Source organism: Mycobacterium sp. DL440 (assembly GCF_011745145.1).
Classification (GTDB): Bacteria; Actinomycetota; Actinomycetes; order Mycobacteriales; family Mycobacteriaceae; genus Mycobacterium.
The window spans coordinates 5529112-5549473 of the sequence record NZ_CP050191.1; the positions used below are offsets into that span (position 1 = coordinate 5529112).

A 20362-nucleotide genomic window follows, 5' to 3' on the forward strand; every position below is an offset into this window, starting at 1 on the left:
CTGCACATGCCGGCCAGGGCTTCAGGCTTGACGGTAGACGGCGGTTTCATCAATAACAAGTAGTTGATACTCTGAATTCGATTGAGGCGGGAGAGTCTGGATGGATCAGCATCTTGGGGAATACCTCGGAATCGAGGCCGACTGGTCGCTCGACGGCGACCACGCCAATGCCATGGAGGTGATCTCGCCGCACACCGAGCAACCCATTGCCCGTGTGGTGGCGGCCGGTCCGGCCGAGGTGGACGCCGCCGTCGCGGCAGCTCGTGCGGCCATCGACCAGGGACCGTGGCCACGGCTCGACCCGGCGGAACGCATCGCGGCGGTGCGACGCCTCGCCGAGGTCTACGCCGGACGACGCGGTGAGATGGCCCAACTCATCTCGGCCGAGATGGGTGCGCCGATCACTTTCGCCCAACGCGCGCAGGTCGGGCTTCCGACGATGATGATGTCCGCGTTCTGCGACCTTGCCGAAACGTACCCCTGGCGCGAGGTCCGCGCCGGTTTCTTCGGATCGGACATTCACGTCCGCAAGAATCCGGTGGGGGTCGTCGCCGCCGTCGTGCCGTGGAACATGCCGCAGTTCCTGATTGTCACCAAGCTGGTGCCGGCGCTGCTGGCCGGCTGCGCGGTGGTGCTCAAGCCCGCACCCGAATCCCCGTTGGATGCACTGCTTTTAAGCGACATGCTCAAAGAGGTCGGCCTGCCCGACGGCCTCGTTTCCGTCATACCGGGGGACGCCGGAGTCGGTGCCCATCTGGTGGGTCACCCCGGCGTCGACAAGGTGTCGTTCACCGGCTCCAGCGCCGCCGGCCGGGCCGTCGCCGCGGCGGCCGCCGCCAACCTGACCAAGGTGAGCCTCGAGCTCGGCGGCAAGTCGGCAGCCATCATCCTCGATGACGCAGACCCGGCGACGGTCGCCGCGGGGGTGCGGTCGGCCAGCCTGTCCAACAGTGGCCAGATCTGCAATGCACTGACTCGCATCGTCGTCCCGGCCGCTCGGGAACACGAGTTCGTCGACGCTCTGGCTGACCGGATGGGCGCACTCGTCGTGGGCGATCCGGCCGACCCGGCCACCGAACTGGGACCACTCGTATCACGACGACAGCAGCAGCGCGTCCGCGACTACATCGACCTCGGCCAAGGTGAGGGCGCCCGGCTGATCTGTGGCGGCACCGAGCTGCCCGACGGCGTGGACACCGGCTGGTATGTCCGGCCCACCCTGTTCGCCGGGGCGCACAACTCGATGCGTATTGCCCGCGAAGAGATCTTCGGTCCCGTGCTCACCGTGATCGGGTACCGGGATGAGGATGAAGCGGTCGCGATTGCCAACGACTCGGACTACGGCCTGGCGGGCTCGGTGTGGACGGCCGATCCGGACCGCGGGATCGGCATCGCCGAACGTGTACAAACCGGCACTTTCGGGGTAAACCAGGGGTACACGATGGATCCGTTCGCACCGTTCGGCGGCGTCAAGGACAGCGGCTACGGCCGGGAACTCGGCCGTGAGGGACTCGATAGCTATCTCGAGACCAAGTCCATCGCCGTCGCGGCCACCCGGTGATCGAGAGGGAATGACGATGACCACCACCACCTCACCCAGGATTCCCGCCGCCGAACGCATCGCGGTGCGATGCGTCGACTCCGACGTGCATCCGACGCCCCGCCGGGGCGACCTCGGGCAGTACATTCCCGAGCCGTGGCGGTCCAGATATTTCAACAACCACGACGTCGGCGACCTGATCTACTACGACGCCCCCGACTATGCGCATGCCTACGCGATGCGGGTGGACACCTTCCCCTCCGATGGCGAATTCGCCGGCAGCGACCCCGATCTCGCATTCCGGCAGCTGATCATGGAGGCCGGGGCGGACATCGCGATCCTGGAACCCGCGGCATACTCGGCCCACATTCCCGAGGCCAACCACGTGATGAACTGCGCGCTGAACGACTGGCAGGCCAACCATTGGCTGGACAGTCACAACAACTGGCACGAGCGCTGGCGCGGTTCCATCTGCCTGGCCGTCGAAGCGCCGGAGCTCGGGGCCCAGGAGATCGAGCGGTGGGCCGGCCACCCCTACATGGCGCAGATCCTGATCAAGGCCGAGCCGCGTCCGTCCTGGGGTGACCCGAAGTACGACCCGATCTGGGCCGCGGCCACCAAACACGACATCACCGTGAGCTGCCACCTGTCCCGGGGCGAATACGACGAGCTGCCGCTCCCGCCGGTCGGGCTGCCAAGTTACAACCACGACTTCATGGTCACCTACTCCTTGTTGGCGGCCAACCAGGTGATGAGCCTGATCTTCGACGGGGTCTTCGATCGGTTCCCGACGCTACGCATCGTGTTCGTCGAGCACGCCTTCACCTGGATCCTGCCCTTGATGTGGCGCATGGACGCCATCTACGAAGCACGCAAGAACTGGATGGACATCAAGCGCAAGCCCAGCGAATACGTCAAGGACCACATCAAGTTCACCACCCAACCGCTGGACTACCCCGAGGACAAGACCGAACTGTCCCGGGCCTTCGAATGGATGGAATGCGACAAGATCCTGTTGTTCTCGTCGGACTATCCGCACTGGACCTTCGACGACCCCCGCTGGCTGGTCAAGCACCTACCCGAGCACGCGCGCGAAAACGTGATGTTCCGCAACGGGATTGCGACCTACAAACTGCCCGACACGGTTCCAGTGCTGGAAGGTCAGGTCCGGGTCTTCTAGGGCAGCTTGATCGCTGACACGTACATCTCGACGATCGGCCGGTAGAGGTCGACATCGTCGAGTTCGCTGCCGAGGACCACGGCGTCACTGGTGGCGATGAGCACCTGAGCGAAGGTGGACGCGGGAATCAGCAGCGTCGCGCCCCAGCGTTCCATCCCGGTCGCGATGAACTTGCCAAGCGCCTCGACGACTTCGGCGCGCTTGGCCGCCACCCGATCCCGCGCCTCTGGATTGCGACGCAGGTAGAGCGTGAATTCGTGGCCCAGCGCGGCGTGGTCGGCGCCTCGGTCACGGCTCAGCTCGCGCCAGCGTTTGGCGATCTCGTCGAGCTCGGCCGGCCCGACCCGGGACGCACCGGACATCACCTCGGCGAAGTTGTCGAAATACCGCCGCCAGTACCTGTCGCTGACGGCCAGAAAGAGGTCGTCCTTGGTGGCGAAATGCTTGTAGATGGCGCCCTTGGTGTAACCAGCGGCGCGGGCGATGTCATCGAGAGTGGCTGGCGCAAAACCCTTCTCGGCGAACACCTCCTCGGCGGCATCGAGCAGCACTGAGCGCGTGTGCTCAAGTCTGCGTTCCCGGGTCCAGCGCTCCGCCATGGCCAAAGTCTGCCACAGAATCTGAGTGACCTATTGGAATCTCAGATACCAGCGAGTATATTTGCATCGGTCGGCCTGCCTCGCGCCACCGACTGCATCCACGATCGTCAAGGGGAAACCGATCATGAGTGATCTGTCCAAGAAGCCCGTCGTCACCGAATCGGTCAGCGGGATCGCTGACCTCGGAAAGCAAGGCCCGTCGTCATCGAACGCGTTCAAGATCTGGGCGACCATCGGCGGTTTGGTTCTCGCGCTGACGTTGTACCTGTTCGTCCGATGGGTCACCGGGCCCTATTTCGAGCCGGTGTCGGGTGGCCCGAGCGAGCCACCGCTGTATATGAAGATCCCGCTGCTGGCCAATGCTGTGGTGCTGTGGATTGGCCTACCAGTCGCATTGTGGTTCTTCATCATTCGTCCCTGGGTTCGGGAGAGGCGAATCACCCTCGACGGCATGCTGCTGGTGTCGATGGGTCTGATGATGTTCCAGGACCCGATGCTCAACTACTACAGCACCTGGTGCACGTACAACGCCTGGCTGTTCAACCAGGGTTCGTGGGCACCGCACATTCCGGGCTGGGTGGCACACGAGGAGCCGGGGCATACCGTGCCCGAGCCACTGCTGACCAACGTTCCCGGCTACGCGTACGGTGTCTTGCTGCTCACCATCGTCGGATGCCTGATCATGCGCAAGATCAAGAACCGGTGGCCTGGCATCAGCAACCTGCGCCTGATCCTGGTCACCTATGGCATCGCCATCGTCTTCGACTTCGTCATGGAGGCCCTGATCATGCTGCCGATCGGGTTCTACTCCTATCCCGGTGCCATCCAATCGCTCTCGTTCAACGCCGGAACCTATTACCAGTGGCCGATCTACGAGGGCTTCATGTGGGGCGGGGTCCAGACGGCGCTTGTCTGCCTGCGCTTCTTTACCGATGACCGGGGGCACACCGTGGTCGAACGCGGAATCGACCGGCTCCGCGGCGGTTTCGTCAAGCAACAGTTCATCCGCTTCCTGGCGATCTTCGGCGGTGTCAGCGCGTGCTTCTTCCTCTTCTACAACGTTCCCGCGACCTGGCTGGGCATGCACGGAGATGCGTGGCCCGAAGATGTCCAGAAGCGCTCGTACTTCAACCCCGGCATCTGCGGCGAGGGGACTGACCGGCCGTGCCCGAATCCTGATCTGCCGCTACCGACCAAGCACTCGGGGTTTGTCAATCACGAAGGTGAACTGGTGCTGCCGGATGGGGTGAGCATCCCGCCCGTCGTGCCGATCGTTCAGGGCGCACCGCGATGACGGTCAGCAAGGTTCGACCGATCACCGAGTCGGGTTCACCTCCGCCGTTCTACCGGGCGGCGGGCCGGGAGGTCGAGATCTTCCGGGCGGCCGCTCGTCGCGGCGCACCGGTGCTGCTCAAAGGACCTACCGGGTGCGGCAAGACCCGGTTCGTCGAGGCGATGGCTCACGAACTCGGGCGTGAGCTCATCACCGTCGCCGGTCATGAGGACATGACATCGGCGGATCTGGTGGGGCGGTTCCTGCTCAAGGGCGGCGAAACCGTCTGGGTGGACGGCCCGTTGACCAGGGCGGTGCGCGACGGCGCCATCTGCTATCTCGACGAGATCGTGGAGGCGCGTCAGGACACGACGGTGGTCATCCATCCGCTCGCCGACCATCGGCGTGAGTTGCCGATCGATCGGCTCGGCACCACCTTGTCCGCGGCGCCGGGCTTTCAACTGGTGATCTCCTACAACCCCGGTTACCAGAGCATCCTGAAGAGCCTCAAAGACTCGACCCGCCAGCGCTTCGTCGCGATCAGCCTCGACTTCCCGACCGCCGACATCGAGACCGAGATCGTGGCCCGGGAAGCGGGGATCGACTCATCTATCGCTGAGTCGCTGGTCGTCCTCGGAAACGCCATCCGGGACCTGGATGGCTCGGCACTGAGCGAGGTGGCCTCGACCCGCATGCTGATTCTGGCCGGCGGCCTCGTCGCCGAGGGGCTCAGCCTGCGCGTCGCTGTCCAGTCCGCCGTCGTGGAGGTGCTGTCCGACGATCCCGACGTGATCCGGGGCCTCGAAGAACTCGTCGACGCGGTCGTGCCATTACGGTGAGTGCTGGTCTCCCGGAACCGCACCACTTTCGGTATCTGGCCGGTTTTCTCGCCCGGCGGCCCGTCGATATCGCGGTAGCCCGCGCGGGTGAGTTCGCCTACACCGACGGGCAGATCGTCTACGTGTCGGCGCGCGCCGATCGGGACAGGCAGCGTCGCGAAGTGCTGGTCCAGAGCGCGCTTCTCGGCGCCGGAAGCTTAGGGGGTCAGTACGTCAAGCGGCTGCTGGCGCGGCCCCCGGTTGCCCGCCGCTACCTGGCGCTCGAAGGGCGCCGCGTCCTGGCCGAACTCGGTCCGCGGATCCCCCTGGCGGCAGCCGTCGGCCCCGGCCTTCCTCCGCAGTCGGCCAGTTCCGAGGAATCACTGCGGATCGCTCTGGGCCGCACCCAGCTCGACGCACCGCCGGACTGGTTCGGGACGATCAAACCGGCCAAACTGATCCGCACCCGGGGCGAATCGGGGCCACCGGCGAGAGCGGCCGACGTTCGGATGAATGTCGAATACACGTCCGAGACGGATGAGGACGATGACGACGACGGGCCGGCAGAGACGAGCTGGATTCTCAAACTGTTCGAGGTTCCCATCGGCACGCAGGCGCCGGCGAAGTTCCTGCGCAAACTCTTCGGCAGCGCCCGCTCCTCCGGAAGCGAGGGCGCCGGCGGGGAATTGGGAGTCGGCTCGATGCGGCGGACGTCGCGTGCCGGCGTGAACGCACGTCCGGTCCCGACCCCGATCCGCTTCGCCGACGGCGAGAAACCTGGTGTGGCACTGGCAGTCGGTGGCGCGACGTATCCGGAATGGGACGTCTTCGGTGACCGGTACCGAGAAGACTGGTGCCGTGTCATCGATTTCCTCATCCCCACCGTGGTGGACGCCTCGCCGCTCGGCGTGACACGTGACGCGGTGCTGCGACGCAGACTGGCGCGAGTGGGACTCGGGCCCAAGGTATTGCGTGCCCGCTCCGACGGCGACGACGTGGACATCGAGGCCTTGATCGACCTGTTTGTCGATTTGCGGTCGGGCTGTTCACCACCCGAGCATGTGTACACGGAGCGCCGCAAGCTGGCCCGCAACCTCGGTGTTCTCATCCTCGTCGACGCATCCGGATCGGCGACCGATGCAGACGGCGACGGCCGCGCCGTCCACGATCACCAACGCCATGCGGCAGCGACGCTCGCCATGACGCTAGAGGAACTCGGTGACCGCGTCGCGGTGTACGGGTTTCGTTCCCAGGGGCGCCACGCCGTGCATCTGCCTGTCGTCAAGACCTTCGGGCAACGGTTCGGTGCGGGTGCGCGCGCCCGCCTCGGCCAGTTGCAGCCCTTCGGCTACACCCGGCTGGGCGCAGGGATACGCGGTGCCGGTGAAATCCTCAAAACCCAAGCGGGAACGCCCCATCGGCTATTGATCGTGCTCTCCGACGGCTACCCGTACGACGACGGCTACGAAGGCCGCTACGCTCGGGCCGATGCCGCCAAGGCGCTCGAGGAGCTTCGCGCCGACGGGGTGGCCTGCCTGTGCCTGGCCATCGGTGCCGATGCTGACGCCCCTGATGCCCTCGATCAGGTCTTCGGCGCAGCCAGTTACGCCAGTGCCGCGACGCTGGGCGAGTTGAGTCCGCGCATGGACGAGTTGTTCTTGTCCGCGTTGGCCGAGTTGGCCGCTCCGAAGCCGCGGTGACGTGTGTCAGGAGTCGGCGGGCCCACATGCGGTGTCGTCGCGCCCGGCCTTGCGTAGCAGCGCTTTGAGTTGCCGTTGTTCGGTGGGTGTCAGTCGGTCCAGTACCCGTTGATCGGCGATGTGGACGGCATCCTCGGCGCGGGTGAGCAACGCGCGGCCTGACGGGGTGAGTTCGGCAGGCAGAGCTTTTCCCGCCGCTGCGGTATCAGGGCGGTACACGGCGCCCGCGCCTTGCAAGCGGTGCAGCAACTGGTTGGTGGCTTGCGCGCTGACGTTGGTGATGCGGGCCAGTTCGGCGCTGGTGAGCCCGGGATTCAGCGAGATGATCCGCAGGCAGACGAACTCCGCCAGCCCGAGTCCCAGCGGGGCGAGAACCGTGGCCGCCTCTGGCCGCAGCGTGGCAGCCACCCGGTGTAGGAGGTAACCCAGCGGCTCGCTGTCGGGGGCGGTCATAGCAGGCATCCTCACATGCGTAGCCTTCGTCGACCATGCAGATCGATCGCACCGTTTCGCCCACAGCTCAACCAGTTCTCAGGCAGATCTCATTGAAATGTCTCCCGGGCGGGCGTATCAAGGAACTTGATACACCTACTGGGCCGCGTTCCGTCGGTCCGGATGAGATCTGGAAAAGGATGTGTGACATGGGTTTTGGAGGATTCGGTGGCGGCTGGGGTCCGGCGGGATTCGGCGGCGGCAGCTGCGGCCATGAAGGACAGGGCGGTTTCGGCCCGGGAGGGTTCGGCGCATCCGGTTTCGGCGGAGGCTTCGGCGGCCCCGGTTTCGGCAAGGGCTTCGGACCCGGCTTCGCTCTCAAGCGTGCGGCAGTCGGCACAGCAGCACTCTTGCTTGACGGGCCGGCCACGGCGGAACAGATCGTCGAGCGCACCACCGAAGCGACGGGCGGTGCCGTCACCCCACCGCTGGACATCGTCGAATTGGCCATCGCGGGGTTGGCCGGCCGCGGTGTGGTCACCGTCTCCGACGGCGTCGCCACGCTGACCGAATTCGGCACCCAGCTGCTGGCCTGGCGTGGTGTCACCAGCGAGACCGCGCACGCGTTGTTGGGCAAGGTGGGCAAGTTCGCCGACGTCATCAAGATCCGCACCGGTCTGCACGAGGTCGCGGGTCTGGCCCGCACCATCGCGTTCACGGGCACCGACGAACAGAAGGCCAAGCTCGGTGAGGTGCGGTCCAACCTGCTCGCGGCGGTTACCGAGGCGAAGAAGGCCCTGCACGGGGTGCTGGCCGAAAGCTGAAATTCCCCGCCGAGACTGCGGTTTGTGGCCCAAATACCGGGCGGATCACGTCAGAAACCGCAGTCTCGGCGGGCGGCTAGTTCAGTACCGAGCCCGGACTGAGGATGCCGAGTGGGTCCAGGGCGTCCTTGATTCGACGGGTCAACTCCATCACGTCATCGCCGAGCTGTAGCGGCAGCCAATCCCTTTTGAGCCGACCGACACCGTGCTCGCCGGTGATGGTGCCGCCCATGGCGATGGCGAGTTCCATCACCCGAGCGAACGCCTGGCGGGCACGCTCGCTCATGTCGGGATCCTCGGCATCGAACACCACCACCGGGTGGGTGTTCCCGTCGCCGGCGTGGGCGACGACGCAGATCAGCACGTCGCAGTCCTCGGCGATGCGCTTGATGCCGGCCACCAACGCCGGCAGGTCGGGTATCGGCACCGTCACGTCCTCGAGATAGAACGTGCCCAACTGCATCAGCGCCAGGCCCACCAGCCGCCGGGCCGCCGTCAAGGCAGCCCCTTCCTCGGGGTCATCGGTCGCGTAAACCTCGGTGGCCCTAGACTTCTCGCAGGCCTCGACGATGTGGGCGATCTCCTCGGCCGCCGCACCCGGTGCGTCCGACTGGACCAGCAGCAGCGCCTGTGCCGAACGGTCCAAGCCCATGCGGCGGTAGTCCTCGACCGCGTTGATGGTGGCGTGGTCCATCAACTCCAACATGGCCGGCCGCACCGTCGCCGTGATCGCCACGACCGCGTCCGCAGCGTCTTCCACCGAGGAGAACACCGCGACCACCGTCGACGCCGGAGGCTGCGCCGGGATCAGCCGCAGGGTGAGTTCGGTGATCACCCCGAGGATGCCTTCGGAGCCGACGAACAACTTGGTGAGCGACAGACCGGCGACGTCTTTCAGCCGCGGGCCGCCCAGTCGGACGGCGGTGCCGTCGGCCAGCACCACCTCCATTCCCAGTACGTAGTCGCTGGTGACCCCGTACTTCACGCAACACAATCCGCCCGCATTGGTGGCCGCGTTCCCGCCGATCGAGGAGATCTCGACTGAGCCGGGGTCGGGTGGGTACCACAGGCCGTACTCGGCGGCGGCCTTCTTCACCTCGGAGTTCAACAGGCCGGGTTGCACCACCGCGGTGCGGTTCGCGGAGTCGATGTGGATCTGCCGCATCCGTTCGGTGCTGAGGATGATGCCGCCGTCGACCCCGTTGGCGCCGCCGGCGAGCCCGGAACCCGCGCCTCGGGCCACCACGGCTACGTGGTGTGCACTCGCCCACCGCAGCACGGCCTGCACGTCTTCGGTGCTGGTAGCCCGCACCACGGCTCGCGGCACGCCCGCCTCGGGATCGAGGGCGGCATCGCGGCGATATCCCTCGATCACGGCCAGGTCAGTGACCACCGTGCCGTCGGGTAGTGCGGCGGCCAGCGTGGCGATCCCGGTGTCCGGTGCGGACATCTTCGGGAGTTTACCGACCGGCAGCGGAGCTCGCGGTGAGCTGAGCCCGGGCCCGCGCCCAGGCCAGAAACTCTGCGACGGCATCGGCCGTATAGTGCCCACGGGGTGAGCCGAAGATGTCGAAGGCGTGCTGTGCATGCGGGATCTCGGCGTAGATCACCGGCGATTTCGATACCTCGCGCAGGGCGGCGACGAAATCGCGGCCTTCGACCACCGGGATGAGTGAGTCGTTAGTCCCGTGCAGCACGAAGAACGGCGGTGCATCGGGATGTACCAGGGTGATCGGTGACGCGTCCCGGTACACCTGGTCATTGGTGGCCAGCGGCAGCTTGACGATCAGCCGCTCCAGGATCTCCATGAACTCTTCGCGCCCGGGGCCCGTGGTGCTGAACCAGTCGTAGCGACCGTAGACGGGCACCGCGGCCGCCACCGAGGTGTCGGCGTCCTCGAATCCCGGTTGCCACTTGGGATCGTTGGGAGTCAGCGCGGCCAACGCGGTCAGGTGCCCGCCCGCCGAACCGCCGGTGATACACACCGCGTCCGGGTCGCCGCCGTACTCGGCGATGTTCTCCTTCACCCACGCCAACGCCCGTTTCACGTCGACGATGTGGTTGGGCCACGGGTGGCGCGGGCTGATCCGGTAACCGATCGATACACAGATCCAGCCCTGCTCGGCCAGGTGGCTCATCAGCGGATACGACTGCGGCCGGCGCATGCCGATCATCCATGCCCCGCCCGGGACCTGCAGCAGCACCGGCGCTTTGCCGTCGCGCGGCAGGTCGGGGCGCATCCAGATGTCGGCCAGGTTGGCCCGGTGCGGACCGTAGTGCACAGTCTTGCGGGCGTAGCGGTGCCGGCTCATCGCGGTGGAGTACACCTCACCACGGCGTAGGGGCCGCACCGTCGACGGGTACTCGTCGGCGAGGGCTTCGTGCACCGGATTCTCGAAGAAGGGCCGGGACTGCACACCGCGCCGGTGCACCAGCACCAACAGCCCCCACGAAATGGCCTTGAGCAGCAATGAGATTCGACCACCCGCGGAGCGATAGTCGCCCCGGATGCCGCGGCGCAGCGCATCGAGCGCTGACACGGTGATCACCAGCGGGGCGTTCTCCGAGGTCGGCCAGCCGAACGCGAAGGACTGTACGGTGCTGTAACCCCTGCGCCCGAGCGGCTTCACTGCGTTGGCGGCATTGAGCAACTCGGCGGCGGCTGCGAGCAGCCGTCGGCGTTCAGCCATTCACGATCTCCTGCAGTTGACGGCGGTCGATCTTGCCGGTGCTGTTGCGTGGCAACTCATCGAGCACGGTGATCTCCCGCGGCACTTTGTAATTGGCGAGGTTCTCCCGAACATACGCCTTGAGGTCGTCGGCCGTGGCGGCGCCCGAGAGCCTCACGAACGCGACGAGTCGCTGACCGTACTTCTCGTCGTCGACACCGATGACCGCGGCCTCGGCGACATCGGGATGGCCGGCCAGGACCTTCTCCACCTCGATCGGGTACACGTTCTCGCCGCCGGAGACGATCATCTCGTCGTCGCGGCCTACCACGAACAACCGGCCCGCCTCGTCCAGGTAACCGACATCACCCGAGGACATGAAGCCTTCGTGGAAGTCCTTGCCTTTGACGGTGGGGCCCCCGGTGTAGCCGTCGAACTGCGTCGAATTGCGCACGTAGATGGTGCCCACCTCGCCGGTGGGGACCCGCCGGAACTCGGTATCGAGGATGCGGATCTCGGTGCCCTCGGCCGGTTTACCCGCCGTATCGGGAGCGGCGCGCAGGTCGGCCGGCATCGCGGTGGCGATCATGCCGGCCTCGGTGGCGTTGTAGTTGTTGTAGATGATGTCGCCGAACCGGTCCATGAACGCGGTGACGACGTCGGGGCGCATACGGGATCCGGATGCCGCGGCGAACCGCAGCGTCCGGCCGTCATAGCGATTCAGTACGTTCTCGGGCAGGTCCATGATCCGGTCGAACATCACCGGTACCACGCACAGGCCCTTGGCCCGGTGCCGGTCGACGAGCTCGAGCGTGGCTTCGGGATCGAACTTGCGCCGGGTGACGATGGTGCAGGCCATCGACGCCGCGAAGGCCAACTGGGAGAAACCCCAGGCGTGGAACATCGGCGCGACGATCACGACGCGCTCTTCGGTGTGCCACGGGGTGCGATCCAGGATCGCCTTGAGTACCTCGGGCCCGCCACCGGAATGCTTGGCGCCCTTGGGAGTTCCGGTGGTACCCGAGGTCAGCAAGATCACCTTGCTTTTCTCGGTTGCCCGTCGCGGTTCCGTGCCGCGGTGCTGCTCGACGAGCTTGGCCACCGTGACGTCGTGGGCGTGGGTGTCGGTCCACGCCACGATCCGTGCGGATGTGGGGAGATCGGACAGCGCCCGGTCGACGGTCTCGGTGAACTCCTCGTCGTAGATGACGGCGTCAACGGACTCGCGGTCGACCACCTCGGCCATGGCGGGTGCGGCGAAGGACGTGTTGAGCAGCAGGACGTCCGCACCGATGCGGTTGGCGGCGATCAGCGACAGGACGAAGCCGCGGTGATTGCGGGCCATGATGCCCAGCACTTTCGGCTCACCACCCGGCAGCGCCTGCAGCCCGGCGGCCAGGGCGTCGGCCTGTTGGTCGACCTGCTGCCAGGTCAGCGTGCCGAGCTCGTCGACCAGACCGGGCCGGTTGGGGCATCGCTGGGCCGAGGCCGCGAAACCCGAAGTGACGCTCATGTTTTCGCGGGCCATGGCCGAAGCGATGCGCAGGTACTTGTCCGGGCGCATCGCCGTGATGACACCGGCGCGGCGCATGGTCGTGACCAGACCGACGGTGTCGGTGACTCGGTCCAGCGGTCCCGTCAGCAGATCGAGCGGATTCACCGGTCCTCAGCCGATCACCGGGAAGCGGCGCTCATCGGCCAGCTCGTCCAGCGCGCGCTGCATCACCCGACGGACGTGCGCGTCGACCTCGTCGATGTCGGGGTTCTCGCCGAATTCGGCCGCGATGTCGATCGGCGGCAGCGTCGTCATCACGATCTTGGTCGGCAACGGCACATTGAGGGGCAGCACAGCGGACAGGCCGAACGGGAAGCCGAACGACACGGGCACGATCTTGGTGCGGGCCATCCGCGCGATGGGGCCGAGCGCCTTGGCGATCTCGGTGCCGCGGGACAGGAACAGTTGGGTTTCCTGCCCGCCGATGCCGACCATGGGCACGATCGGGACGCCGGAGTTGATCGCGGCCTTGATGTAACCGGTACGTCCGGCGAAGTCGATCTTGTTCGCTGACAGGGTTGGTCGGTACACGTCGTAGTCACCGCCGGGGAACACCACGACAACGCCGCCCGAGCGCAGCGCCTCGTCGGCGTTCTCGTGGTTGGCTCGGATGAAGCCGGTCTTCTTGAAGAAGGCCGCGGTCGGGCCGGTCATCAGCATGTCGTGGCTGAGGGTGTAGACCGGGCGCTCGTAACCGAACTTCTCGTAGAAGCCGGTCGCGAACACCGGCACGTCCAGGGCGAACAGGCCGCCGGAATGGTTCGACACCACCAGGGCGCCGCCGTTGGGGAAGTTGTCCAGCCCGCGCACCTCCGCACGGTGGTAGCCCTTGATGAGTGGCCGCAAGAGGCCCATGACCTTCTCGGTCAGGCCCGGATCCCACTTGGTGATTTCGGACGGGTCGACGTCGGTCGCGGCCACAGGGTCCCCCTATGTGGATTGGAACGTGTTCTAGTTTTGCTAGTGTACCCAGGTCGAGGGTGAAAAACCCATTCGCTCCGCAGGTTCATCTACCTACCGCCGAGTAGCTGCGGTCAATCCTCTCAAAACCACAGGTCGAGTGGCGTCGCTATGAGTTCAGCTCGCTTATCTCCTCGGCGACGTTGCGTCGGGCCTGCTCTTCCCAGCGCTGCAGGCCGGGGCCGGTGTGGAAGATCGGTCCGTCGAGCAACGCCGCGAGCACCTGCGCCCGCGCCGGCCGGAAGACGCCGTCGGGCACCGATGCATACTCCTCACGCACCGCGTCGACGTAGTGGCGGTAGCGCAGGGCGGGTGCCCCGAGGACCGACAGGTCGGCGTCGCTGAGCACCGCGCCGTTGACGTCACCTGGGTCGACTTTGTGCGACTTGGTGGCCAGCACGAGGCGGGCCACCTCGTCGCGGTCCGCGAATCCGGCCAACAGTTGGCGGGCCAACACTGCCGACCGCTCTTCGTTGTCGTCGCGCCCGATCTCGTAGATCGCATCGTGGAACCACGCCGCGAGTTCGACGGCTTCCCGGTCGAAGTGCAGGCCGTCGTCGCCAAGGGTTCCGATCGCGTCGAGCACTTCGCGCAGGTGCGCGACATTGTGATGCTTGCGGTGGGGTTCGGACCAGCGGGCCAGCAGGTCTTCCCGCAACGCCTCGGTGAGATGTGCAGCCATGGGACCAGTGTCCTCCGGGTTGACCTCAACCGCCGTTGAGGCACCATCATTGGCGACCATGGGATTCGACCTCATCGCGTACCTCGACCGGATCGGCTATGAAGGCTCGGCGTCAGCCGATTCGGACACGCTGTGCAGCATCGTCGCCGCGCACGGTCGCTCGATCCCGTTCGAGAACCTCGACCCGCTGCTGGGCATCCCGGTGGCTGACCTCAGCTCCGAGGCGCTTGCCGACAAGCTGGTCACCCGGCGCCGCGGTGGCTACTGCTACGAGCACAACGGGCTGCTCGGTCATGCGCTGGACGAAATGGGGTACGGCGTCGACCGGTTGGCCGGGCGCGTGGTGTGGATGAAGGAACCCGACGCTCCGTTGCCCGCGCTCACCCACAACGTGCTTGCCGTGACGGTGCCGGGCGAGGCTGGACGCTTCCTGGTCGACGTCGGTTTCGGTGGGCAGACGCTGTCGTCCCCGATCCGCTTGCAGACCGCCGCGGTGCAGCAGACCCGCCACGAGCCCTACCGGCTGATGGAATTGCCCACCCGCCACGAGCCGGAGTACGAGCTGGCCGCGCAGGTTCGCGGGCAGTGGCAGCCGCTGTACCGGTTCACCACCGTGCCGCAGCCGCGCATCGACCTGGAAGTCGGAAGCTGGTATGTGTCAACGCATCCGGGCGGGATCTTCGTCACCGGGCTGACCGCGGCCCTGGTCACCGATGACGCCCGGATCAACCTTCGCGGCCGGAACCTGGCCATCCACGGTCACGATGGGACCGAGAAGATCCGCTTCGACACCGCCGCAGAGGTTCTCGATGCGCTCACCGAGCGGTTCGGCATCAACCTGTCCGATCTCGATGGCGTCGACGTCGAGGCACGGGTGGCGCAGGTGCTGGACAGCTGAGGCCGACGACCGCAGGGGCGCAGCAGGAAATGTCATGGTCGCGCCGATGGCGGGCGACCATACTCGGTGACCGTGGAGGTTGAACCGAACGGGCGTGACCGGCTGCGGGAGCTGCTCGACGCCGTCGTCGACGACGAGAACTCCGGCGTGGGCGATATGGCCCGTAGCAGTTACTCGTCGGAGTTTCACTTCTCCCGGGAGGTGCGCAGGCTCACCGGGGAGCCACCTGCGGCGCTGCGCCGACGGGTCATGCTCGAGCGGGCGGCGTGGCGGCTGCAGCAGGGGGCCGGGGTGGCCGAAGTAGCCGAGTCCGAGGGGTGGTCTTCGGCCGAGGTGTTCTCCAGGGCCTTTCGCCGCGCATTCGGGGTGCCGCCCTCCCGTGCCGACGATGTCGGGTTCCGGTTGACCGCTCCCAACGGGGTGCATTTCCACCCGCCGCAGGCGTTGTGGTGCGACGCGGAGCCCGGAGAGGCCGCCGGCCCGGACATCGCCCAGTTCATGCTCGTGCACGATGTCGCCGACACCGAGTACCTGGTCGGCGAGGCAGCCAACCTCTCTGAACAGCAATGGGCGCAGGAGATCTCACCGGGGCAGGTGGTGCTCGACTGGGACGGGACCGAAGCGAGTGTCGCCGCGGCGCTAGGCGCGATCGTGTGGACCAAGGAGGTCTGGCTGGCCACCATCGAGGGCCGGGACTTCCCCTCCCGGGCCACGACCGGCCAGGCGACTGCCAAGCAACTCGCCGCACACCATCGCGTGATCGGAAAGCGTTGGACCACGCTGATATCCGAATACTCAGCTGCCGGACGGTTGGGTGACACGGTGATCGACGCACTGTGCGATCCACCGGAATCGTTTCAGCTGTACGGGATCATCGCGCACGTACTCACCTACTCGGCACACCGGCGTGCGCTCGTGCGCGGCATGTTGTCCCGGCACGGTGTCGCTGTCGACCGGGGTGACCCACTCGAATGGATGAGGAAGGACTGACCGTTGAAGACCGTGTACTACACCGCGTCGAGCTTGGACGGTTTCATCGTCGACACCGAGGACAGTCTGGATTGGCTGATCTCGCGTCACATCGACCAGCAGGGCCCGTTCGGCTACGACGAGTTCATCAAAACCATTGGCGCACTGGCGATGGGGTCGTCGACCTACGAATGGATCGTGAAGAACCATCCCGACGAGTGGGGGTACGAGCAGCCGACATGGGTGCTGACCCGCCGGCCCGAGATCGTGTCTGCTGCGCATCCGGTGCGGGTGTTCTCGGGTGATGTTGCCGAGTTGCACCCCGAGCTGGTGGCGGCCGCGGCGGGCAAGGACGTCTGGGTGGTCGGGGGAGGGCAGGTCGCTGCCCAGTTCGTCACGGCCGCGCTGATCGACGAGATGATCGTCAGTTACGCGCCCTGTTCGCTGGGTGCGGGGTCACCGGTGCTACCGGTCCGTTCCGAGTGGGCGCTGGCCGAGTCTGCGCTCAACGGTGATTTCGTCTGCGCCCGCTGGGTCAGGACGCAGACGGCCGGCTGAGCCGGGGCACGCCGTTGCGGAGAACGAACTCCTTTGACTTGATCAGGAATTCGAGTTGGCGGGCGACATCGTGCAGGGGTCCGACCGATCTCGACGATCGGCACAGCACCACGGCGCCCTCCAGGGCCGCGATGCACGTGACCGCCAGGGAGGACGCGTCGGATGCCTCGAAGCCGTCGGCGGCGAAGTCAGCGGTCAGGGCGGTGCGCCAGCGGTCGAAGATGGCGCCGGCTGCCGCGGTGAGTTCCGGTTCTTCGTCCGGATCGGCGATCGCGACCGCCACCACCGGGCAACCTGCGGTGAAATCGCTTCCGGTGAGCACACGTTGCCAGAACTCGACGAACCGGTGCACCAGATCCCATGCGTTGTCCGACGTTTCGGCGCCGATGACGTCACCGATGGTATCCGCGGCGAACTGCAGTGCCTCCATGAGGATCTGACGGCGGCCGCCGGGGAAATGGTGGTACACCGAACCGCGCGGGGCGCCGCTACGGGTGAGAACTTCATCGATCGTGACACCGGCTGCGCCCCGCTCGCGCAACACCTCGACCGCGCTGCCGAGCATGCGGGCGCGGGTGGAGCCGCGCTTGTTCCGCGGCTTCGTGGCGGTGTCAGGCGACTCGGTCATGCAGGAATTGCGAGGAACAGCGAAGCAGCATCCGCGGGGTGAGGGTGCGCACCGGGGTATGTGGCGTGCGGACCCGACGGGTGAACCGGTGACCGGCGAGGTTGAGTTCAACGACCCACATCGCGCACCGCCCTTCTATGTCATCCATCATAAAAACGATGGAATCCTCGCATGATGTCGAGTATCCAACGAACATGCTTGTGCGCAAGAGGCTAGCAGGTGAACGGCTCCTGAACAGGTCCTCACTCGGGCGGTTGATGCGGACAGAATTATGATGTCTTGCATAATTCTGCGGGTCGGCGTTGACTGCCCCTATGACGACAGACCCGGCACTCGACACCCTCACGCTGCAGCGGGATGGCCACGTCCTGCTGATCGGGCTGAACCGCCCGGAGAAACGCAACGCGTTCAACCTCGCGATGCTCACCGATCTCTCGCTGGCCTACGGACTGCTGGAATCCGACGACGACCTGCGCGTCGGTGTGCTGTTCGCGCACGGTGAGCACTTCACCGCGGGCCTCGATCTCGTCGACGTGGCGCCGTATGTCGCCAGGGGTGAACTGCCCGTGCCCGAGGGCGGACGCGATCCCTGGCGCCTCGACGGTGACTGGTCCAAACCGGTCGTCGCCGCAGCCCAGGGCCGGTGTCTGACTCTCGGCATCGAACTGCTCCTGGCCGCCGACATCCGCATCGCCGCGCGGGACACCCGTTTCGCCCAGATCGAGGTGCTGCGCGGCATCTACCCGTTCGGCGGTGCCACCCTGCGGCTACCGCGCCAGACCGGCTGGGGCAACGCGATGCGGTGGTTGCTCACCGGGGACGAGTTCGACGCGGTAGAGGGGTACCGCATCGGGCTGATCCAGGAGGTGGCCCCGGATGCCGATACGGCCGTCGCCCGAGCCCGGGAGATCGCGCACACGATCGCCGATCGCGCCGCGCCGCTCGGGGTTCGCGCCACCCTGGCCTCGGCGCACACCGCGCTCCGCGAAGGAGACTCCGCGGCAATCGCGCGGCTCCGGCCCGTCGTTGCCGAACTGTTCGGCACCGCCGACGCCGCCGAAGGTGTGCAGTCCTTCATCGAACGACGCGCCGCGAACTTCCAGGGCCGCTGAGTTCCCCGGCGAGCAGACACTTAGGTACCCCAAATCGCGTGAAAGCGGGTACCGCCGCGTCTGCTCGCCGAAGGAAATCAGCCGGCGGACTCCAACGCGACCAGCGCCGCGGCCACCGCGAAGAACTTGTTGGACCCGAGCTGGCGCACGGTCTTGATGTTGAACGCCGCGGCGAGATGTTCGGCGTCGGCGTCCGTGACCCCGGCCAGTGCCGCCGGAGAGGCATCCAGGATCTCTTTGAGCGACTTGTCCTCGTAGGCCTTGTCGAGCGACTTCGCCAGATCAACGGAAACTGCCACGGTGCCTCCTCATGGTCGGAGGGGCCACGCTAACGGCCGAACCTGAATCCCGGCTGTCCACTTCCTGGCCGAGAAGACACAAATGTCCCGGAAAACCGTGGTCTTCCGGGACATTTGCGTCTGTTCGCGGGAGATGACTCCCGACGATTTTTACTCGGGGGTGTAGCCGAACGGCAGCAGCACGCTCTTGGCCTGGGTGTAGGCGTCGATGCCCTCCGGGCCGTTCTCGCGTCCGATACCCGAGTTCTTGAAGCCGCCGAACGGGGCGCCGGGATCGAAGGCGTACATGTTCACGGCGTAGGTGCCGGTGCGGATCTTCGAGGCGATCTCGACGGCCTTCGGGAAGTCCGTCGTGTACACGCTGCCGGCCAGGCCGTACGGCGAGTCGTTGGCGATGCGCACCGCGTCTTCCTCGGTGTCGAACGGGATCACTACGAGCACCGGCCCGAAGATCTCCTCCTGGGCGATGGTCATCGAGTTGTCGACGTCGGCGAACACCGTCGGCTGCACGAACCAGCCCGAATCCAAGCCTTCGGGACGGCCACCGCCGGTGACGATGCGGGCACCTTCCTCGACGCCCTTCTTGATGTAGCCCTCGACCCGCTCACGCTGCTTCTCCGAAATCAGCGGGCCGATCATCGAGGCCGGGTCGTCGGGCAGGCCGACCGGCATGGCGGCGACAGCTGCCGACAACTTCTCGACGACCTCGTCGTACCGCGACCGCGGTGCCAGGATGCGGGTCTGGCCCACACAGGCCTGGCCGCAGTTCATCAGGCCGGAGAACACCAGCATCGGCATGGTGGAGTCCACGTCGGCGTCCTCGAGGATGATCGCCGCGGACTTGCCGCCGAGTTCCAGCGTGCAGGGCTTGAGCTTCTCGGCGGCGATCTTGCCGATCTCCTTGCCGACGCCGCTGGAGCCGGTGAAGGTGAACTTGTCCAGCTCGGGGTTGGCGGTCAGGGCGCGACCGGTTTCCGGTCCGCCCGGCACCACCGAGAGCACGCCCTCGGGCAGGCCGGCCTCGGTCAGCACCTCGGCGAACAGGTTGGTGGTCAGCGGGGTCTCACCGGCCGGCTTGAGCACGACGGTGCAGCCGGCGAGCAGGGCCGGGCCCAGCTTGTTGCAGGCCAGGAAGAACGGCACGTTCCAGGCGATGACGGCGCCGACGACGCCGATCGGCTCCTTGACGACCAGGGTCTGGCCGTAGATGCCGTCGCGGATGTCTTTCCAGTCGTACTTGTCGGCCGCGCCGGCGTAGTACTGCAGGCTGGAAACGCCCGCGCCGAACTGCATCATGTCGACGATGGTCGGGGGCTGGCCGGTCTCCAGCTTCAGCAGGTGCTTGAAGTCGTCGGCCCGTGCGTTGATGAGTTCGACGGCCTTGGCCAGCACGGCCTGGCGCTCTTCGGGCGACATGCGGGGCCACGGGCCGTCGTCGAACGCCTTGCGGGCCGCGACGCACGCGGCGTTGACATCGGCCTCGGCGGCCAGCGGGACCTGGCCGACCTTCTCGCCGGTCGCGGGGGAGAAGACCTCGATGACCTCGGAGGTCGAAGGCTCCACCCAGTGGCCGCCGATGAACAGTTTGTCGAACTCGGTGCGCGTGGTGGTGCTTTGTGTCATGGCCGTCACATTACCTAGGTTTCCTAGAAACGAGAACCTGTTC

21 protein-coding genes are annotated in these 20362 nt (G+C 66.4%); 10 read left to right on the forward strand and 11 right to left on the reverse strand.

The features are described 5' to 3' along the window. Positions 1-172: 172 nt before the first annotated feature. A complete protein-coding gene (locus tag HBE63_RS26975; RefSeq protein WP_166910260.1) occupies positions 173-1561 on the forward strand; it encodes an aldehyde dehydrogenase in 1389 nt (462 codons plus the stop codon). Between the two features lie 16 nt (positions 1562-1577). Next, positions 1578-2720 (forward strand): amidohydrolase family protein, encoded by a 1143-nt coding sequence (locus HBE63_RS26980; RefSeq protein WP_166907810.1) that lies wholly within the window; start codon positions 1578-1580, stop codon positions 2718-2720. On the opposite strand, the gene HBE63_RS26985 is transcribed toward HBE63_RS26980, so the two are convergent. After that, entirely contained in the window at positions 2717-3319 is a 603-nt protein-coding gene (locus tag HBE63_RS26985; protein ID WP_166907812.1) for a TetR/AcrR family transcriptional regulator, read from the reverse strand. The genes HBE63_RS26980 and HBE63_RS26985 overlap by 4 nt on opposite strands. Positions 3320-3443: 124 nt before the next feature. On the opposite strand from HBE63_RS26985, the gene HBE63_RS26990 reads away from it, so the two are divergent. From HBE63_RS26990 to HBE63_RS27000, 3 genes are read left to right on the forward strand one after another with little or no spacing between them, the layout of a single operon-like run. Then, a complete protein-coding gene (locus HBE63_RS26990) occupies positions 3444-4613 on the forward strand; it encodes a spirocyclase AveC family protein (protein ID WP_166907814.1) in 1170 nt (389 codons plus the stop codon). After that, positions 4610-5431: a CbbQ/NirQ/NorQ/GpvN family protein gene (locus HBE63_RS26995; RefSeq protein ID WP_166907816.1), complete on the forward strand. Its 822-nt coding sequence runs from the start codon at positions 4610-4612 to the stop codon at positions 5429-5431. The genes HBE63_RS26990 and HBE63_RS26995 overlap by 4 nt, the downstream gene beginning before the upstream one ends. Beyond that, positions 5422-7110: a nitric oxide reductase activation protein NorD gene (locus HBE63_RS27000; protein ID WP_371815059.1), complete on the forward strand. Its 1689-nt coding sequence runs from the start codon at positions 5422-5424 to the stop codon at positions 7108-7110. Before HBE63_RS26995 ends, HBE63_RS27000 begins: the two co-directional genes overlap by 10 nt. 6 nt (positions 7111-7116) lie before the next feature. Here the strand turns inward: HBE63_RS27000 and HBE63_RS27005 are convergent, their stop codons facing one another. After that, entirely contained in the window at positions 7117-7563 is a 447-nt protein-coding gene (locus HBE63_RS27005) for a MarR family winged helix-turn-helix transcriptional regulator (protein WP_166907820.1), read from the reverse strand. 188 nt (positions 7564-7751) lie between these two features. On the opposite strand from HBE63_RS27005, the gene HBE63_RS27010 reads away from it, so the two are divergent. Further along, positions 7752-8366: a hypothetical protein gene (locus HBE63_RS27010; protein WP_166907821.1), complete on the forward strand. Its 615-nt coding sequence runs from the start codon at positions 7752-7754 to the stop codon at positions 8364-8366. A 76-nt stretch (positions 8367-8442) separates the two neighbouring features. Here the strand turns inward: HBE63_RS27010 and HBE63_RS27015 are convergent, their stop codons facing one another. From HBE63_RS27015 to HBE63_RS27035, 5 genes are all read right to left on the reverse strand, one after another. Next, positions 8443-9816: an FAD-binding oxidoreductase gene (locus HBE63_RS27015; RefSeq protein ID WP_166907823.1), complete on the reverse strand. Its 1374-nt coding sequence runs from the start codon at positions 9814-9816 to the stop codon at positions 8443-8445. 10 nt (positions 9817-9826) lie between these two features. Beyond that, entirely contained in the window at positions 9827-11056 is a 1230-nt protein-coding gene (locus HBE63_RS27020) for an alpha/beta hydrolase (RefSeq protein WP_166907825.1), read from the reverse strand. Further along, positions 11049-12626 (reverse strand): acyl-CoA ligase FadD12, encoded by a 1578-nt coding sequence (gene fadD12, locus HBE63_RS27025; protein ID WP_243858787.1) that lies wholly within the window; start codon positions 12624-12626, stop codon positions 11049-11051. The genes HBE63_RS27020 and fadD12 overlap by 8 nt, the downstream gene beginning before the upstream one ends. Before the next feature lie 75 nt (positions 12627-12701). Continuing rightward, positions 12702-13511: a 1-acyl-sn-glycerol-3-phosphate acyltransferase gene (locus HBE63_RS27030; protein WP_166907829.1), complete on the reverse strand. Its 810-nt coding sequence runs from the start codon at positions 13509-13511 to the stop codon at positions 12702-12704. 148 nt (positions 13512-13659) lie between these two features. Next, complete coding sequence (locus HBE63_RS27035) at positions 13660-14232, reverse strand: hypothetical protein (RefSeq protein WP_166907831.1); 573 nt, start codon at positions 14230-14232, stop codon at positions 13660-13662. Positions 14233-14290: 58 nt separating this feature from the next. Here HBE63_RS27035 and HBE63_RS27040 point away from each other — a divergent pair, with 58 nt between their 5' ends. The 3 genes from HBE63_RS27040 (at position 14291) to HBE63_RS27050 (ending at position 16657) form a co-directional block, all read left to right on the forward strand. Next, on the forward strand, positions 14291-15130 hold the full coding sequence (locus HBE63_RS27040) for an arylamine N-acetyltransferase (protein ID WP_166907833.1): 840 nt from the start codon (positions 14291-14293) through the stop codon (positions 15128-15130). Positions 15131-15196: 66 nt separating this feature from the next. Further along, positions 15197-16120, forward strand: a complete 924-nt coding sequence (locus tag HBE63_RS27045; protein ID WP_243858315.1) for a helix-turn-helix domain-containing protein — start codon at positions 15197-15199, stop codon at positions 16118-16120. A 3-nt stretch (positions 16121-16123) separates the two neighbouring features. Then, complete coding sequence (locus tag HBE63_RS27050; protein ID WP_166907837.1) at positions 16124-16657, forward strand: dihydrofolate reductase family protein; 534 nt, start codon at positions 16124-16126, stop codon at positions 16655-16657. On the opposite strand, the gene HBE63_RS27055 is transcribed toward HBE63_RS27050, so the two are convergent. After that, on the reverse strand, positions 16635-17285 hold the full coding sequence (locus HBE63_RS27055) for a TetR/AcrR family transcriptional regulator (protein ID WP_166907839.1): 651 nt from the start codon (positions 17283-17285) through the stop codon (positions 16635-16637). The two genes, HBE63_RS27050 and HBE63_RS27055, sit on opposite strands and share 23 nt — an antisense overlap. Next, entirely contained in the window at positions 17269-17433 is a 165-nt protein-coding gene (locus tag HBE63_RS27060; RefSeq protein WP_166907841.1) for a hypothetical protein, read from the reverse strand. Before HBE63_RS27060 ends, HBE63_RS27055 begins: the two co-directional genes overlap by 17 nt. A gap of 166 nt (positions 17434-17599) precedes the next feature. On the opposite strand from HBE63_RS27060, the gene HBE63_RS27065 reads away from it, so the two are divergent. Next, positions 17600-18397, forward strand: a complete 798-nt coding sequence (locus tag HBE63_RS27065) for a crotonase/enoyl-CoA hydratase family protein (protein WP_166907843.1) — start codon at positions 17600-17602, stop codon at positions 18395-18397. A gap of 77 nt (positions 18398-18474) precedes the next feature. Here HBE63_RS27065 and HBE63_RS27070 read toward each other — a convergent pair whose 3' ends face one another. Continuing rightward, positions 18475-18696: a hypothetical protein gene (locus HBE63_RS27070; protein ID WP_036446466.1), complete on the reverse strand. Its 222-nt coding sequence runs from the start codon at positions 18694-18696 to the stop codon at positions 18475-18477. Between the two features lie 150 nt (positions 18697-18846). Continuing rightward, positions 18847-20319 carry an aldehyde dehydrogenase gene (locus HBE63_RS27075; RefSeq protein ID WP_166907844.1) on the reverse strand — a complete coding sequence of 491 codons (1473 nt, stop codon included), beginning with the start codon at positions 20317-20319 and terminating at the stop codon, positions 18847-18849. Positions 20320-20362 lie beyond the last annotated feature (43 nt).